This window comes from Actinomyces oris, assembly GCF_001937445.1.
In the GTDB taxonomy this organism is placed as follows: domain Bacteria; phylum Actinomycetota; class Actinomycetes; order Actinomycetales; family Actinomycetaceae; genus Actinomyces; species Actinomyces acetigenes.
This window is the reverse complement of the sequence record NZ_MSKS01000032.1, coordinates 1-16,516: the sequence shown is the minus strand read 5'-3', so window position 1 is coordinate 16,516 and position 16,516 is coordinate 1. Positions and strand designations below refer to the sequence as shown.

At 70.0% G+C, this 16,516-nt stretch carries 9 protein-coding genes and 1 pseudogene; 6 read left to right on the top strand and 4 right to left on the bottom strand.

Annotated elements, in window-relative coordinates; translation table 11 throughout:
* Positions 1-77: 77 nt before the first annotated feature.
* The 4 genes from BKH20_RS09775 (at position 78) to BKH20_RS09755 (ending at position 5,502) form a co-directional block, all read left to right on the top strand.
* Positions 78-3,821 (top strand): DEAD/DEAH box helicase, encoded by a 3,744-nt coding sequence (locus BKH20_RS09775; protein ID WP_075390905.1) that lies wholly within the window; start codon positions 78-80, stop codon positions 3,819-3,821.
* Between the two features lie 285 nt (positions 3,822-4,106).
* Positions 4,107-4,358 carry a DUF4244 domain-containing protein gene (locus BKH20_RS09770; RefSeq protein WP_081381678.1) on the top strand — a complete coding sequence of 84 codons (252 nt, stop codon included), beginning with the start codon at positions 4,107-4,109 and terminating at the stop codon, positions 4,356-4,358.
* Between the two features lie 200 nt (positions 4,359-4,558).
* Positions 4,559-4,873 (top strand): TadE family type IV pilus minor pilin, encoded by a 315-nt coding sequence (locus tag BKH20_RS09760; protein WP_075390903.1) that lies wholly within the window; start codon positions 4,559-4,561, stop codon positions 4,871-4,873.
* 224 nt (positions 4,874-5,097) lie between these two features.
* Entirely contained in the window at positions 5,098-5,502 is a 405-nt protein-coding gene (locus BKH20_RS09755) for an Rv3654c family TadE-like protein (protein WP_075390902.1), read from the top strand.
* Positions 5,503-5,550: 48 nt separating this feature from the next.
* Here BKH20_RS09755 and BKH20_RS09750 read toward each other — a convergent pair whose 3' ends face one another.
* The 3 genes from BKH20_RS09750 to BKH20_RS09740 all read right to left on the bottom strand — a co-directional run bounded on the left by BKH20_RS09750 (position 5,551) and on the right by BKH20_RS09740 (position 12,583).
* On the bottom strand, positions 5,551-7,743 hold the full coding sequence (locus BKH20_RS09750) for an ABC transporter ATP-binding protein (RefSeq protein WP_075390901.1): 2,193 nt from the start codon (positions 7,741-7,743) through the stop codon (positions 5,551-5,553).
* Positions 7,740-9,473 carry an ABC transporter ATP-binding protein gene (locus tag BKH20_RS09745; RefSeq protein ID WP_075390900.1) on the bottom strand — a complete coding sequence of 578 codons (1,734 nt, stop codon included), beginning with the start codon at positions 9,471-9,473 and terminating at the stop codon, positions 7,740-7,742. Before BKH20_RS09745 ends, BKH20_RS09750 begins: the two co-directional genes overlap by 4 nt.
* A 197-nt stretch (positions 9,474-9,670) precedes the next feature.
* Positions 9,671-12,583 (bottom strand): DEAD/DEAH box helicase, encoded by a 2,913-nt coding sequence (locus tag BKH20_RS09740; protein WP_075390899.1) that lies wholly within the window; start codon positions 12,581-12,583, stop codon positions 9,671-9,673.
* 143 nt (positions 12,584-12,726) lie between these two features.
* Between BKH20_RS09740 and BKH20_RS09735 the strand changes: the two genes are divergently transcribed.
* Both BKH20_RS09735 and BKH20_RS14730 read left to right on the top strand, forming a co-directional pair.
* A complete protein-coding gene (locus BKH20_RS09735; RefSeq protein ID WP_256693130.1) occupies positions 12,727-15,516 on the top strand; it encodes an AAA domain-containing protein in 2,790 nt (929 codons plus the stop codon).
* Positions 15,517-15,957, top strand: a complete 441-nt coding sequence (locus BKH20_RS14730) for an AAA domain-containing protein (RefSeq protein ID WP_346477293.1) — start codon at positions 15,517-15,519, stop codon at positions 15,955-15,957.
* A 172-nt stretch (positions 15,958-16,129) separates the two neighbouring features.
* Here BKH20_RS14730 and BKH20_RS09730 read toward each other — a convergent pair.
* Positions 16,130-16,516, bottom strand: a pseudogene (locus BKH20_RS09730) (zinc transporter); the annotation flags it as partial.

The window sequence follows — 16,516 nt, the reverse complement described above, 5'->3', positions numbered from 1 at the left end:
GCGCCGTTCGCGCTGGGCGTGCGCTCAGCGGCCGGATGACGCCCGAAGGTGTCGTACCCCCCGTTTAACCTGGGACCATGGCTCGCGCGATTCGGTATGACGACTGGCCGGTGGAGCTCACTGATGACCAGATCATCAGTCGGGTCGGCCACCGGGCCTTTCTGCGCGGTCTGGACTACGCGCGCAAGGGCCGGGTGCGCGGCATCGGCGTCGCCGGGGACGGGGACATCATCACCGCCCAGTCCAAGGGATCGGGCGCGCACACCTACCAGACCATGGCCTTCCGCAAGCAGGGCGCCCGCAGTTCCCGTAGCGCCCCGGCGGCCTGGTCCGGCACCTGCTCGTGCCCGGTGGGCAGCAACTGCAAGCACGTGGCCGCCCTGCTCATCACCGCGCGCGCCCTGGCGGAGGAGGGGCCCGACGACGCCGCCTCCGGCCAGGTCTCCCTCTGGGAGAGCCGGCTGGCCGGCCTGCTGCGGGTGGAGCGTGCGCCGCGCCGTCGGATGGCCCTGGAGATCATCGACGATCCCGGCAGCATGTGGGGCACTCCTGCCGGCCTGTCCATGCTGCCGCTCATTGAGGGCAAGCGCGGCTGGAACCGGCAGGGCGCCTCCTGGAGCCAGATCGCCGCCGGGGGCCTGGATGACGACGTCGACCCCACCGTCATGGGCGTTCTGCGCGAGCTGTCCGGCATGGCCGGCGGCTACGGCTTCTACTACGCCGACGACCGCCTCTCCCTGATGACGGCGCCCGCCCGCGTCTGGGACGTGCTGCGCCGCGGGGTGGCGGCCGGCCTGACCCTCACCACCGCTCAGCGCCGCGGCATGCCCGTCCACCTCGCCGAGGGCCTGCGCGGCGGCGTCCACCTCACCCGCCAGGAGGACGGCGGCGTCGCCATCACCCCCGCCCTGGACTTCGACGACGTCGCGGAGCTGCGCCGCCTGCAGGTCCCCGGACTGCGCCTGAACTTCTCCCTCATGCCGATCGGCGACCCGGTTCACGGCTTCTACACGTGGATGCCCGGGCGTGAGCTGCTTCTCATGCCTCTCGAGCCGCGCCCCACCGAGGTCCTCTCCCGGTTGCTGCTGGGCGACGGCGAGGCCATCACCATCCCGGCCGGGGACGTCGCGCGCTTCGAGACCGAGCACCTTGAGGCCCTCACCCGGGCGCTGCCGGTCCTGTCCGCCGACGCCTCCATCCGCATGCCCCGGCCCACGACGCTGCGCGCCGCGCTCGCGGTCCACGTCGACGCCGCCGAGCACCATCTGACCACTGAGTGGTCCGTCCGCTATGTCAGCGAGGATGGTGAGGTCCGGCACGCTCACGGCCTGCCCGACCTGTCCGCGGCGGCCGAGGGCCGCATCGAGGGCGAGGCCACCGGCCGAGACCTGGAGGGCGAGACCCGCCTGGCCCGCGAGGTCCTCAACCGCCTGCTGCCCCTGGCCGGCCAGCACCCGGCCCTCTGGCAGCCCCTCGACCTGCGCGGCATGGCCACGGCCCGTTTCATGACTGAGACGCTGCCGGTCCTGCGCGAGCTGGAGGCCTTCGATGTCGAGGTCGACGACGACGTCCCCGACTACCGTGAGGCCGACGCCGCCCCGGTCATCACCACCAGTGTCAGTGACGACGAGGACCGCCCCGACTGGTTCTCCCTGTCCGTGCGCGTCCACGTGGGCGAAGAGGAGATCCCTCTGGCGCTGCTCATGGCGGCTGTGGCCGCCGGGGAGCCCGAGGTGCTCCTGGAGTCGGGCACCTGGGTGAGCATCGACCGTCCGGAGATCGAGGCCCTGGCCCGCCTCATGGAGGAGGGCCGCGAGCTGGCCGACCCGCAGGCGCAGGGCGAGCTGCGGGTCAGCGCCCTGCACGCCGGCTACTACGAGGTCCTGGAGTCCCTCGGCGTCATCGAGCGGGCCACGGCCCGCTGGAAGGAGCGGGTCGGTCGGCTGCTGGAGCGATCGCGCGCCGCCGAGGCCGCGGACGGGTCGTCCGGCGGGGCCGCTGACGACGCGGGCGCTGGTGAGGGTGCCGGTGATGGGGCGGCCGTGCCCGAGGGGATGCGGGCGACGCTGCGCCCCTACCAGCTCGAGGGCTACCGGTGGCTGGACTTCCTGCGCCAGGCGGGCCTCGGCGGGGTCCTGGCCGACGACATGGGACTGGGCAAGACCGTTCAGGTGCTCGCCGCCGTCCAGCGCCTCATCGAGCAGCGCGAGGAGGCCCAGGGGCGGGAGCCGGTCGACGCCGGAACCGACTCGGGGGGCACCCCGCAGGACGGGGCAGGCGGCCCGGCCGCTGAGCCGGTCGCCGAGCCGGCCGACGAGCAGACCGACTCCGGTGAGCCTGGTGAGCCGGAGGGGAGCGGGCCGGTGCTTGTCATCGCGCCGACCTCCGTCGTCGGCTCCTGGGTGGAGCAGGCCGAGCGCTTCTGCCCGGGGCTGCGGGTGCGGGCCGTGAGGCGGACCGCCGCCAAGCGCGAGCAGACCCTGAAGGAGATCGCGGAGGGCTGCGACGTCGTCGTCACCTCCTACACGATCGCGCGCCTGTGCGAGGAGGAGTTCATCGCCCAGGACTGGGCCTGGGTGGTGTGCGACGAGGCCCAGTTCGTCAAGAACCACACCTCGGCCACCTACAAGGCCGTGCGGCGGCTGCGGTCGCCGTCGACCATCGCGATCACGGGCACGCCGTTGGAGAACTCGCTCATGGACCTGTGGGCGCTCATGAGCATCGCGGCGCCGGGGCTCCTGCCCGACCCGGAGCGCTTCGGGCAGGTCTACCGCAAGCCGATCGACCGTGGGGACGCTGAGGCGCTGGGGCGGCTGCGGCGTAGGATGCGGCCCTTCCTGCTGCGGCGCACCAAGGAGCAGGTGGCCGCGGACCTGCCGGCCAAGACCGAGCAGGTCCTGGCCGTCGAGCTGGGCGCCAAGCACCGCAAGGCCTATGACCAGCGCCTGGCCCGCGAGCGCCAGAGGATCCTTGGGCTGCTGGAGGAGGACACCGCCCAGTCGCGCTTCACCGCGCTCAAGGCGCTGACCACCCTGCGGCAGATGGCGCTCGATCCGGCGCTCGTTGACGGCGGGGACGGGACCGAGCCCGGGGACATCGACACTGCCGGGACTGAGGGAGCCGCGGACGCGGGCGGCGGTGCGGCTGGCGGGAAAGGCGGTTCCGGCAAGAGGGCGGCCCGCGGCGCGAGGGCCGCGAAGGGCAAGGCGGTCACCGCCCCCGCAGCGGGCCGCAGGGGGCCGGGGCGGCGGTCGAGCCCGTCGGCCAAGGTTGAGGTGCTGGTCGAGTACCTGGGGCCGATCCTCTCCGAGGGGCACCGCGCCCTCGTCTTCTCCCAGTTCACGCGTTACCTCTCCGGTGTGCGCGAGCACCTGGAGGCCACCGGTGTGCGAACCGCCTACATGGACGGCTCCACCCCCAACCGGCAGGAGGTCATTGACGCCTTCCGGGCCGGCCAGGCCGACGTCTTCCTCATCTCCCTCAAGGCCGGAGGCTTCGGGCTCACGCTCACCGAGGCCGACTACGTCTTCCTGCTGGACCCGTGGTGGAACCCGCAGGCCGAGGAGCAGGCCATCGACCGCACCCACCGGATCGGCCAGGACAAGCCGGTCATGGTCTACCGGCTCGTCTCGGCCGACACCATCGAGGAGAAGGTCATGGCCCTCAAGGAGAAGAAGGCCGAGCTCTTCGCCCGGGTCGTCGAGGGGGCCGGTGAGGCCGAGACCGGCGGCGAGGGCGGTACGGGTGCTGCGGTGGGCTCGGGTGGGCTCAGCCCGGCGGCCCTGACCGCCGCCGAGATCCGCGAGCTCATCGAGGGCTGAGGCGCTCGACGTCGTCGGGCGCCGCTGTGGGCGGGCCGTCCCCAACCACCTGTACTGCGGCCCCTACCCGGTTCTGCCCTGGCGGGGGCCTTCTACGTGATCGGGCGGATCGGCCAGGGCGCGGGCGATCCCCGGGTCCACAGGGCTGGGACTGCAAGTGGTCTCCACAGGGCTGACAAGCCCCCGAGCGCGCAGGCTCGGGGCGGTCCGATGCTGATGGTGCGGGCACGGCGCCCGCTGGGGAGCAGCGGTGCGCTGGTCCCCACCGACCAGAGGAGAACCACCATGAGGAGACCCACCAGGACCACCCTGCGCGCTCTGCGCACCAGTGTGATGCTGGCCCGCCCGGGTGATGCGTCAGCGCTGCCGTCACTCCTGCAGCGACTGGCGACCAAGGAGGAGGGCATGGCCACCGCCGAGTACGCCATCGGCACCTTGGCGGCCGCGGCCTTCGCCGGCCTGCTGCTGGCGCTCATGCGCTCGGGCAGCCTGAGCGGGGCGTTGCAGTCCATCATCGAGTCGGCGCTCTCGGTGTGATGTGCGGCGTCATCGCAGCAGGTGGGCGCGCTCGCCCCCGAGCGGCCCGGGTACCCGGTGTGGGCCGACGTCGCCGCCCGGGTCCCGCATCCCGCCGGCCCTCCGGCCGCGCGGAACCGCACCCCTCACCTGGTCGCCGGCCTCGACGAGACCGTGGGACCGGCGGCCAGGACGGGTGTACCGGACGAGGAGAGCAGGGGATGGTGACAGCCGAGACGGCGCTGTCACTGCCCGCCGTCGTCCTCGTCCTGCTGATGGTGCTGGCGGCGGTCAGCGCAGGCGTCACCCAGCTGCGGGTGGCCGACGCCGCCCGCACCGCCGCCCGCCAGGCCGCCATCGGCCAGGGCGACTACGCCGGCGCCGCCCAGCGCGTGGCCGGAGGGGTGAGCCTCGACCTTGAGCAGGGCGAGCTCACCTGCGTCACTGCCGCCCGACCGGTTCCCGGACCCCTGGGCGGACTGGGTCTGACGGCGCGCGCCCGCGCCTGCACCTACACCGAGCCGAGCAGTCCATGAGCCGGCGTGGAGACAAGAGCCGACAGGTGGCCCACGCCCCGGTTCTGTCGGAGTTGCTGGCCTTCGCTCACCGAGCCGAGCACTTCATGGGCCGCCGTGGAGATACGTCCCGGCAGGCGGCCCACACCCCGGATCCGCCAGACCTGCTGGCTTTCGCCGCGACTGCGCTCGCGACCTTGAGTCGGCGGACCGGTGGGCCGCTCAGCCGCCCGGCTGGACGAGCTGTGCGGCAACCAGCCACTCGGGGTGCCTGGGGAAATCGCCCCGGCTGGGACGAGCGCGGCTCGGGGACCGTCTACGCGCTCGGCGTCATCACGGTGCTGCTGGTGGCGGCGCTCGGCATCACGGGCCTCATTCAGGCCCAGAGCGCCACCGGCCGGGCCCGGGCCGCCGCCGACCTCGCTGCTGTCTCCGGTGCCACGGTCCTGTCCTCGGTCATCGCCCCCGGCGACCCCTGCGCCATGGCCGGGCGCGTCGCCGCCGCCAACGGCGCCTCGGTGAGCTCCTGCTCCGTGACCGGCGAGGACGTCACCGTCAGCGTCGTCGTCCCGACGACGATCCTCGGTCGACCCCGCCAAGCCACGGCCCAGGCCCGCGCCGGCCCCGTCGATGCCCCACCCAAGCCGTGAACCGGCCCGAATCCGGTCGTTGAGACGGTGCGCTGGGGCGCCCCAGCCTCAGTCCTCGACGGCGACGGTGGCGCCGCCCGCGAACTGGGCCGCGTGGAGGCGCGCGTAGGCGCCGCCGGCCGCGATGAGCTCGTCGTGGTTGCCCTGTTCGACGATGTCGCCGTGCTCCATGACCAGGATGGTGTCGGCATCGCGGATCGTGGACAGACGGTGGGCGATGATGAAGCTCGTGCGGCCTTCGCGCAGCGCGTTCATCGCCTGCTGGACCAACAGCTCGGTGCGGGTGTCCACGCTGCTGGTGGCCTCATCGAGGATGAGCACGGCCGGGTTGGCCACGAAGGCCCGCGCGATCGTGAGCAGCTGGCGCTCGCCGGCGGAGATGTTGGCGGCGTCCTCCTCCAGAACCGTGTCGTAGCCCTGCGGCAGGGCCTTGATGATGTGGTCGACGAAGCACGCCCTCGCGGCGGCCTCGACCTCCTCATCAGTGGCCCCGGGCCGCCCGTAGCGGATGTTCTCGCGGATCGTGCCGGCGAACAGCCACGGGTCCTGCAGGACCATGCCGGTGCGGCGCCGCACGTCGTGGCGCGTCATGGTGGCGATGTCGCGCCCGTCGATGAGGATGCGCCCCCCGTCAAGCTCGTAGAAACGCATGAGCAGGTTGACCAGGGTGGTCTTGCCCGCTCCCGTGGGCCCCACGATCGCGACCGTGTGCCCGGGGTCGACCCGCAGCGACAGGTCCCGGATGAGCTCGGCCTCCGGGCTGTAGGAGAAGCGCACGTGCTCCATCTCGATGACACCCGGACCCGCCGGGCTCTTCGGCGAAGCCGCCGCGGCGCTGGGGCCGGCCCCGGCGGCCCGGTCGGCATCCGCAGCCTCTGCGGCGTCTCCAGCGGCATCGGCGGTCGCGGTGCCTGCTGCGCCCGAGGCGTCGGCCGTGCCTGCGGGGGTCTTCGGGGCGACGTCGTCGGGACGCTCCTCCTCGGCGTCGAGCAGCTCGAAGATCCGCTCGGCGCTCGCGGTCCCGGACTGCACGGCCGTGGCCATGCCACCGAGCTGGCCCAAGGGCTGGGAGAACTGCTGGGAGTACTGGATGAAGGCCTGCACGTCGCCCAGGCGCAGCGACCCGGAGGCGACCATGGCGCCGCCGACCACCGCGATGGCCACATAGTTGATGTTCCCGATGACCAGCATGATCGGCATCATGATCCCGGAGAGGAACTGGGCGCGCAGCGAGGCCCGGAACAGCTCCTCGTTCTCGGCGGCGAAGGCCTCGCGCACCGAGGCCGTGCGCCCGTAGACCTGCACCAGGGCGTGCCCGGAGAAGGACTCCTCCACCCGGGTGTTGATCTTGCCGGTGCGCGCCCACTGGTGGGTGAAGGCCTTCTGCGAGCGCGGCCCGATCACCCCGAAGACCACGCCCATGAGCGGGAACACGATGAGCGCCACCAGCGCCAGCTTCCAGGAGATCGAGAACATCATCCCCAGCACGCCCACCACCGTGAGGATCGCCGTCAGGGCACCGGACAGGGACTGCTGCAGGGTGTTGGTGACGTTGTCGACGTCGTTGGTCAGGCGACTGAGCAGCTCACCGCGCTGGACGGTGTCGAAGTAGCTCAGCGGCAGGCGGTGGACCTTGTCCTCCACCTGGGCGCGCAGCCGGTAGAGGGCCTTGATGGTGATGCGGTTGATGAGCCAGCCCTGGAGCCAGTTCAGGACCGCCGAACCCACGTACAGGGCCAGCACCACCGTCAGGATCCGACCCAGGCGGGTGTAGTCGATGCCCGCGCCGGGGACGACGTCCATCGCCGAGAGCATGGTGGCGAAGTCATCCATCCCCCGCGCTCGCAGGGCCTCAATGGCCTGGGCCTTGGTGGTGCCGGCCGGCAGCATCGTGGAGACCACGCCCTCGAAGATGACGTTGGTGGCCTGGCCCAGCACCTTGGGGGCCGCCACCGCCAGGACCACCGTGCCCACGGCGGCCAGGGCCACGACCACCAGCGAGACCCGGTAGGCGCCCAGCAGCCCGACCATCCGCTTGAAGGAGGGCCAGAAGGCCTCGGCCTTGCCCGGGGGTGGACCGTCGTGCCAGTCACCCGAGGACGCCTGCGCCTCAGCGGCCAACTTGAGGTCCTCCTCGCTGAGCTCGTCGGGGCCGACGGTGGTGCCCGCGCCGCTCCCGGCGCTCTTGCCAGTGTTCCCGCTGGTGTTCTTGCCCATGCGGCTGCTCGCGTTCCTGCTCATGCTGCGGCCTCCGCTCCGAGCTGGGAGGTGACGATCTCGCGGTAGACGGAGCAGGTGGCCAGCAGCTCGGTGTGCGTGCCGCTGCCCACCAGGTGGCCGCCGTCCAGGACGAGGATCTGGTCGGCCTCGGTGATCGTGGAGACGCGCTGGGCCACGATCACCTTCGTGATACCGGCCGTGGCCGGTCCCATGGCCTCGCGCAGCCGCGCGTCGGTGGACACGTCCAGGGCCGAGAAGGAGTCATCGAAGATGAGGATGTCGGGCCGGCGCACCAGGGCCCGGGCGATGGCCAGGCGCTGACGCTGACCACCCGAGACATTCGTGCCGCCCTGGGCGATGGGCGCCTCAAGGCCCCCGTCCATCTTCGAGACGAAGTCCTTGGCCTGGGCGACTTCCAGGGCCTCCCACAGCTCGTCGTCGGTGGCCTCCTCGCGCCCCAGGCGCAGGTTGGAGGCCACGGTGCCGGCGAACAGGAAGGGCTGCTGGGGCACGAGCCCCATCTGGGCCCACAGCGCCTCGGGGTCAGCCTCGCGCACGTCGGTGCCGCCGATGAGCACCTGCCCGCTGCTGGCCTGAAGCAGCCGGGCCAGCAGCCGCACCACCGTGGACTTGCCCGACGCCGTCGAGCCGACGATCGCCGTCGTCGTCCCGGGCTGGACCGTGAAGCTCACCTCCGCCAGGACGCGGGCGTCGGCGTCGGGGTAGACGAAGGTGACGTCCCGCATCTCAACCGTTCCGGGAGCCGGGAAGGTGTCGACGGCGTCGGGGGAGGAGGTGATGGTCGGCGCCGTTGCCAGCACCTCGCTGATGCGTTCGGCGCACACGGCGGCGCGCGGGATCATGATCGTCATGAAGCTCGCCATGACGATGCCCATGAGGATCTGCATGAGGTAAGACATGAAGGCGATGAGGGTGCCGACCTCCACGTCGCCGTCGCCGACCCGGTGGCCGCCGAACCAGATGACGCCGACGATCGTCACGTCCAGTACCAGCATCACCAGCGGGAACAGCAGGACGAAGAGCTGCCCCACGCGCTCGCCGACCCGGGCGATATCGGTGTTGGCGTCCCCGAAGCGCTCGGTCTCGGCCTCCTCGCGCACGAAGGCGCGGATGACCCGGATGCCGGTGAGCTGCTCGCGCATCACCCGGTTGATGGCGTCGAGCTTGTCCTGGTAGGAGCGGAACAGGGGCAGCATCCGGCCCACGATGAGTCCCACCGCGACGAGCAGGACCGGCACCGACAGCCCGATCAGCCACGACAGGCTCGGGGCGCGCGTGACTGCCATGACGATGCCGCCCACCGCCATGACCGGCGCCGTCACCAGCATCGTGGCACTCATCATCACCAGCATCTGGACCTGCTGGACGTCGTTGGTGTTGCGGGTGATGAGCGAGCCCGCCCCGAAGGCGGAGATCTCCCGCTCCGAGAAGCCGCTGACCCGGTCGAAGACCTTGCCGCGCAGGTCCCGGCCCATGCTCATGGCCGCGCGCGCCGCCAGATACGTCGCCGCCACCGAGCACACGCCCTGGGCCAGGCTCACCCCCAGCATGAACGCGCCCATCCGCCAGATATAACCGGTGTCCCCGGTGGCCACACCCTTGTCGATGATGTCGGCGTTGAGGGTGGGGAGGTACAGGGAGGCCATCACCTGAGCGAACTGAAGCACCAGGACGCACACCAGCAGCCCCGTGTAGGGGCGCAGGTGCGTGCGCAGTAATCGAAGGAGCATGCCGGGAACGTATCAGTCTCACGGTGCGTGAGGGCGAGCATCTCATGAATATGAGGGCGAGCGTCTTATGAATTTTGGTTCATGCCCAAGTATGGGGCGGCCTCACGTCGCGTCAGGTCTGGCGGCCGGATTGACCGTTTCGGACGACTTTGCCGCTGCTCCTGGGGAGTGCGATTCGCAAAGCAGCAGGTCGAAGCTCAGTTACTTCTGGTTACTGGGCTGGAGGGTGCGTCAAAGTCGTCCGTTCTGGACAGTTCTCGCTGAGCGGGGTCGGCGGTTGAGGGGTGCTGGGGCGCCGCCTCGAGCAGGAGCCGCAGCAGGACGGCGGCCCCGGCCTTGTCCAGGGGCTCGTTGTTGTTGCCGCACTTGGGCGACTGCACGCACGAGGGGCAGCCGCTCGCGCACCCGCAGCCCTCGATGACTGCCAGCGTCGCCTCCAGCCAGTCGCGCCCGGCCCGGTAGCCGCGCTCGGCGAAGCCCGCCCCGCCGGCGTGCCCGTCGTGGACGAACACCGTGGGCGCCCCCGTCTGCGGGTGCAGCGCGGTTGACAGCCCGCCGATGTCCCAGCGGTCGCAGGTGGCCAGCAGCGGCAGCATCCCGATGCTCGCGTGCTCGGCGGCGTGCAGAGCCCCGGGCAGGTCGGTGGGCTCCAGGCCCGCCGCCTCGCAGACCTCCTGCGGGATCGTCCACCACACGGCGGCGGTGGGCAGCACGTGCTCGTCCATCTCCAGGGCGTGCTGGGAGACGACCTCCCCACCGGGCAGCGCCATCCGCTGGTAGCCGGTCACCTGACTGGTGACCTCCACCGAGCCGAAGGACCAGGTGATGGCCGTCGTGCTCGGGGGCTCGTGCCCTGCGCCGGGGGCCGGCCCCGCCTGCCCGCTGCCGGCCGAACCGGGACCGCCATTGGCCGGATTGGGACCCGCGCCGGAACCGGCCGGCTCTTCGGACTTGCGAGCCGACGGCTCACGGCAGTCGCCCGGCGTCGTCGGACCCGGCCGGCCCCAGACCTGCTGCTCGCGCTCGGCGATGATGCGCACGCTCGAGCGCGACCGGGCCCGCGTGCGGTAGCCGACCGCCGCCTTCTGCCGCACGAGGGCGACGTCGTCGGCCAGCTCCTCGACCACGTAGACGCGCCCCTGGTGGACGTAGACCGCGCCCTCGTGGACGGTGGAGTCGGCGGCCGCGCCGTCCACCGTGCCGATGACGACGCCCGTGTCGGCCTCCACCACCGGCACCTCGGGCGGCCCGTCACCGCGCAGGGAGGTCAGGTCCTGGGGTCGCCCGGGCAGGTTGACGTTCCAGAACCAGCCCGTGGGCCGACGCCGCAGCGCGCCCCGACCCTCCAGCTCGCGCAGCAGGGCGTCGTCGGGCAGGCCGAACAGGGCCAGGTCCGGGGTCCGCAGGGGCGCCTCAGAGGCGGCGGCGCACAGGTGGGGCGCGAGCACGTAGGGGTTGGCCGGGTCGAAGACCGTGGCCTCGGGGGCGGCGAAGACCGCCTCGGGGTGGTGTACCAGGTAGGCGTCCAGCGGGTTGTCGGAGGCGATGAGGACGGCCAGTCCGCGGGTCCCGGCGCGTCCGGCCCGGCCCGCCTGCTGACCCAGTGAGACGCGCGTGCCCGGCCAGCCGGCGATGAGGACCGCGTCCAGTCCGGTGACGTCGATGCCCAGCTCCAGGGCGTTGGTGGTGGCCAGGGCCCGCAGCCGGCCCGAGCGCAGGTCGGCCTCCAGGACCCGGCGCTCCTCGGGCAGGTAGCCGCCGCGGTAGGCTGCCACCGTGCCGACGAGCTCGGGCAGGGAGAGCCCCAGGGTGTGGCGGGCCCGCTCGGCCACGACCTCCGCCGAGCGACGCGAGCGCACGAACACCAGCGCCCGGGCGCCCACGCTCAACAGATCCACGAGTAGCTCGGCGGCCTCGACGACGGCGCTGCGCCGCGCCGAGGGGTCCTCACCCGGGTCGCCCGAGTCCGGTTCGGCGCTGCCGGGTGGGGTCGCGCCGCTCGTGACCAGAGGCCGGCCGTGGGCGGCGGAGGCGATGACCTCGGTGCTGGCCTTCGGCGGGGTCTCTGTTCCCGACACCTGCTGCGGGAGTGACGTGACGCTGGAGGCGGGGAGGCTGTTGTCGTCGTCGCGCGCGAGCCGGGGTGCGTTGGGGCTTGGGGAGTCCTCGGGCGCCGGGCTGCCTTCGCCGAGGGCCGGTAGCACCCAGGGGTCGCGCAGGGCCGGCTGCCACAGGGCCAGAGTGCGCTCCCCGGCGGGTGCGGCGTCGTCAGTGACGGCCACGACGTCGTTGGGTTCGACGCCGATGAGGCGGGCCGCGGTGAGGGCCGGCTCGGCCGCCGTCGCCGAGGTGCACAGGACGACCGGCTGCGGGCCGCGCGGTCGCAGGCGCGCCACGAGCCGCAGGAGGCGACGCAGCACGAGGGAGACGTGCGCGCCCAGGATCCCACGGTAGGCGTGGCACTCGTCGATGACGATGTAGCGCAGGCCCCGTAGGAGGCGGCTCCAGCGCTCGTGGCCCGGCAGCAGCGAGAAGTGAAGGAAGTCGGGGTTGGTCAGGACGACGTCTGCGTGGGCGCGCACCCAGTCGCGCTCGGGCAAAGGTGTATCCCCGTCGCAGGTGCCTGCGCGCACCGTGCGCAGAGAGCCCGCGGGCGTGCCGGCCTCGCGCTGGACGGCCTCGAGGTCGCCGATGAGCCGGGCCAGGGCGGCGGCCTGGTCGGCGGCGAGCGCCTTGGTGGGGGAGAGGTACAGGGTGGTGGGGCGCCGGGTGTGGGCGGAGATGCGCGTGTCGGCGCCGGGGGACTGGGCGGCCAGGACGTCGGAGAGCGCCGGCAGCCAGGCCGCCAGGGACTTTCCCGAGCCGGTGCCGGTGGCCAGGACCGTGTGGTGGCCGGCGTGGGCGGAGTGCGCGGCGGCCACCTGGTGCGTCCAGGGGCGCTCGACGCCCAGGCGGCGGTAGGCGGCCACGAGGTCGGGGTCCGCCCAGTCTGGCCAGTCGGCGTGGCGTCCAGGGCGGGCCGGGGTGCGCTGGAGGTGGACGAGCCGGCCGTCGCGCCCACCGATGGACTCCAGGAGCCCGGTGAGGTCGCGTGCGGTCCCGTCTGCCATGGGGCTCAGTGTGCACCACCGGTGGCTTGAGGCGTCCGTCGGGCTTCGGCGGTGTCCCGGGCCGAGCACGGCGATCCCTCTTTGCTAGAAGTATCCCGTGTAAATCATCCGCACGAACCACCTCGACCTGGCAGAATCCTTCCATGGGATTGAATGCTTCCTCTGAGACTCGTCAACAGACCCTGCAGTACTGGTGGATGCTGGAGCTGTTCAGTCCACAAAAGGTTCCTGAGCTGACCAAGCCATCGACGCGTCCGAAGGACCGCCAGGTTATCGACTGGCAGCCTCAGTTGCCCTTGTCGTGGGAAGCGTTGCGTCCACCAGCGCCGGTGAACGGAACGCCTATGAAATGGCAGCACACCGTCTACCTCGGTGTGTACGACCTCGAGGACATCTACCAGGACCTGCACGATATCTTCGCAGAGGATCGGGATGCCTACGATGAACGTACGGCTGGACTCAGCGCCTGCGCGGCGGTCATGCTCGACGAACGTGGTGCGCTCATGGTGGACTCTGCAACGCTTTCCTCGGCGCTGTGGGCCGTCGCCCGGATCCGGAGCACCCGTGAAGTGCCAAGTCCGCACTGGGGTGGTGGATTCTCCCAGGCTGCAGAAGAGTTCACGAAAGAGGTGGATTCCTTCGAGGGAGACCGACGTGAGGCGGCCGATGCGGAAAAACCTCCTCCTCAGGATGCGGACTCGCTGCACGAGCTGTTGCGTATTGCCCACAAGGTCTCTAGGGTCGCCGGAGTCCCTAAACTGGCCAGTGAACGCATCATCATCTCGTCAGTTGCCGTCTCCAGCCGTCGTGCCGACGATACGGGTGCGGACATTGACTTTCTCAACAGCTTCTTCCTTGACGATCTCGCAACCGTCACGAGAGGGCTGTCCAATGGGGAGTGCCCGCAGGCATTGTCGGAGTACCTGACCGCCGACGCTGATCTTCCTGCGGGGCAGCGGGCGGACGTTATTCGGGACAACGCCGTTGCCGATGCAGGAGTCCGAGTCGACAGGCTGCCGAAAGGTCGCTGGCCCTCCAACCCTGAACACGGCCTGGCACTGCGTCAGCAATTCGCCGTCAACCAGGCCTTGGAAGATCTGGCTGATGCGGGTGGTCTGATGGGGGTCAACGGGCCGCCCGGCACCGGCAAGACGACGATGTTGCGCGACATCCTCGCCGGTAATGTCGTCAAACGTGCGCAGTGCCTCGCCGAATTGGAATGCCCTGACGACGCCTTCACCGCGACCACGCACTGCTGGCAGTCAGGTGATGGCTATCGACGTGAGGTTCGTCAGCTTCAATCGAAACTCACCGGATTCGAGATGGTCGTCGCTTCAGCGAACAACGCCGCCGTTGAGAACATCAGTGTTGAGATTCCCGCTCTTGATGCAATCGATGGCAAATGGCGGGAAGATGCCGACTATTTTGCTGACATCGCCTCCGCGACTCTGATGGATTCAGATGTGGGTGGCAAGGAGCGCAGGGCCTGGGGTCTGGTAGCGGCCCGACTGGGTAACAAGCGAAATCGGGGGGCCTTCCGCTCGGCCTTCTGGTTTGACGTCACAGGGCGGGACAAAAAGCCCATTCCGGGAACGGCTCCGCGCATGCAGACGCGTCTGAATCAGTGGCGCGACGGAAAGATGCCATATAAGAGCTGGTCTCAGGCGCGAGAGGACTTCCGTCGGGCCGAGCGGCGTGTCGACGAGCTCCTCGCTCAGCGGGAGGCGGCTCAGTGTCGAAGAGAACGTCTCAAGGATGCCCTTAGGGAGGAACCGGAGCTTGCTGTGCAGGCTCAGCGCCTCACGATGGAGGCCACCGAGGTTGCGGATGACAGGCAGAGGTATGCGAATGTCGTCGAGCGTGCACAGACGGAGTACTCCGAGGCCAGCAGCATACGGAACCGGCACGCGGAGGCCAGGCCCGGGGTGCTCGAGACGTTCTTCACCATGGGGCGAGCTGTTCGCGAATGGAGGGAACGGTTGGAGCCACTCGAGGAGCAGCTGCGGACAGCGGAGCAGAACTGGCAGCAGGTGCGTCAGCATGCACAGTCCCTCGACGAGCGAGTGCGGTACATCTCTGGCGAGCTGGTAAGCGTCGAGAATCGACGTAAGCACCTCTCACAGGAAGTAGCTGATCTACACCGGCAAGTCGCTGAGGACCGCGAGCGCTACGGCCGTGGGTACCCAGAGGAGGATCGGGAAAGAGAAGACCGCGAGAAGTATGCCCCGTGGCTCGACGCCGAGCTCGATGCAGCTCGGTCCGACCTGTTCCTGGCAGCGTTGCGCCTGCATGAGGATTTTCTAGCCAATGCGGCTGGGGACATGGTGAAGGGGTTACGTGCGGCCATTGAGGTGGTTGCCGGTGCCTACCCGCGTAACCTGGAGCCGGAAAAGATACGTGCAGCGTGGCAGACCTTCTTCCTGGTTGTGCCGATGGTTTCGACGACCTTCGCCTCCTTTGGGCGTATGTTCGCCGGTCTTGGTGCCGAGTCTCTCGGATGGCTGCTCATTGACGAGGCCGGACAGGCCTGCCCGCAGTACGCCGTCGGAGGGATCTGGCGCTCCCGGCGGGTTGTTGCCGTTGGTGACCCGTTGCAGTTGCAGCCGGTAGTGACGATGCCGCGCAAAGCCCAATACGACATCGCTGCTGCGTTCGGTGTCTCATTGGTTTGGATTCCGCCGCTCGCCTCGGTCCAGACTCTCGCTGACCGCGTTTCACGCTATGGGACCACTCTGTATCATGGAGAGAAGCCCATGTGGGTGAGCGCACCGCTGACAGTGCATCGCCGATGCGACGACCCGATGTTCAGACTGTGCAATGAGATCGCCTACGGGAGTATGATGGTGAGCGGCGTCCAGCGTCGCCTGGATGATCCCGAGCACCCCGATCTCTTTGACGGGCCTCATGAGCAGAAGATTTTACCGAGCCAGTAGATCGACGTTCTTGCGAGAACCCCTGGCACGCATCTTCAAGACAACCAGATCGAGGAGTTGCGCAATCAGATTGAGCAACTCCAGGATCAAGGCGTCGCCATGTCGCAGATCATAGCCATTTCGCCGTTCCGGGTGGTGGCCAACGCGCTGGGGTGCCTCAGGGGGAGATACCCTGGGTTGCGCGGCGGCACAATCCATACCGCCCAGGGCCGGGAGGCGGATGCGGTCTTCCTCGTTCTGGGCGGCGATCCGGGTGCTCCCGGAGCAAAGGCCTGGGCCTCGTCGACCGTCAACCTTGTCAATGTCGCTGCAAGCCGAGCGAAGCGCCGTCTATACGTCATCGGTGACCGCGCTGCGTGGGCGCAGTATCCGTACTTCGCGGACCTCGCCTCTGTACTCGCCTCAGAGCCTCTGCAGGCTGCGGGTAAGGCGACTGAATGAAGGAGCGTCGTTAGGACTGGAAGGTTCAGGGTGTCGTTCGAGGTTCGGTGAGATGCCGTTCTCCGATCGCCTGCACCCTGACTGGTGCGTTCGTACCTTGTGAGTGGAGCAGGGGTGCGAATGTGGACGGCCTACCCTACGAACGCGTGTACCAGGCGTCGGGCGGGTGTGGTTAGTGGCCTTGGGCTTCTTCGGCGTCGTCGGTGAGGTAGGTGATGACGCGGACCAGGTCGTAGGGGGTGGAGGTCTCGGTGGTGGTGATGGTGCCTTCGATGGGCCGCCAGGTGGGGTCTCCTTGGGGGCGGTATCGGGTGGTCCAGGTGGTGGTCAGGGTGGTGGTCACGCCGGTGGCGGTGTGCTGGTAGTGGTGGGTCACGGTCTGGTTGGGGTAGGGGGCTCCGGGGTCGGTGGTGGTTGTGGTGGTGCCGTCTCCCCAGCCCCAGGTGTAGGAGGTGGGGGTGAACTCGACCTCGATGGGGGTGCCCAGGATCGTGGTGGTCTGATACCGGGGGGTGGGGTTGGTGTAGACGATGAAGGCCATGGAGATGATGACCTTGGG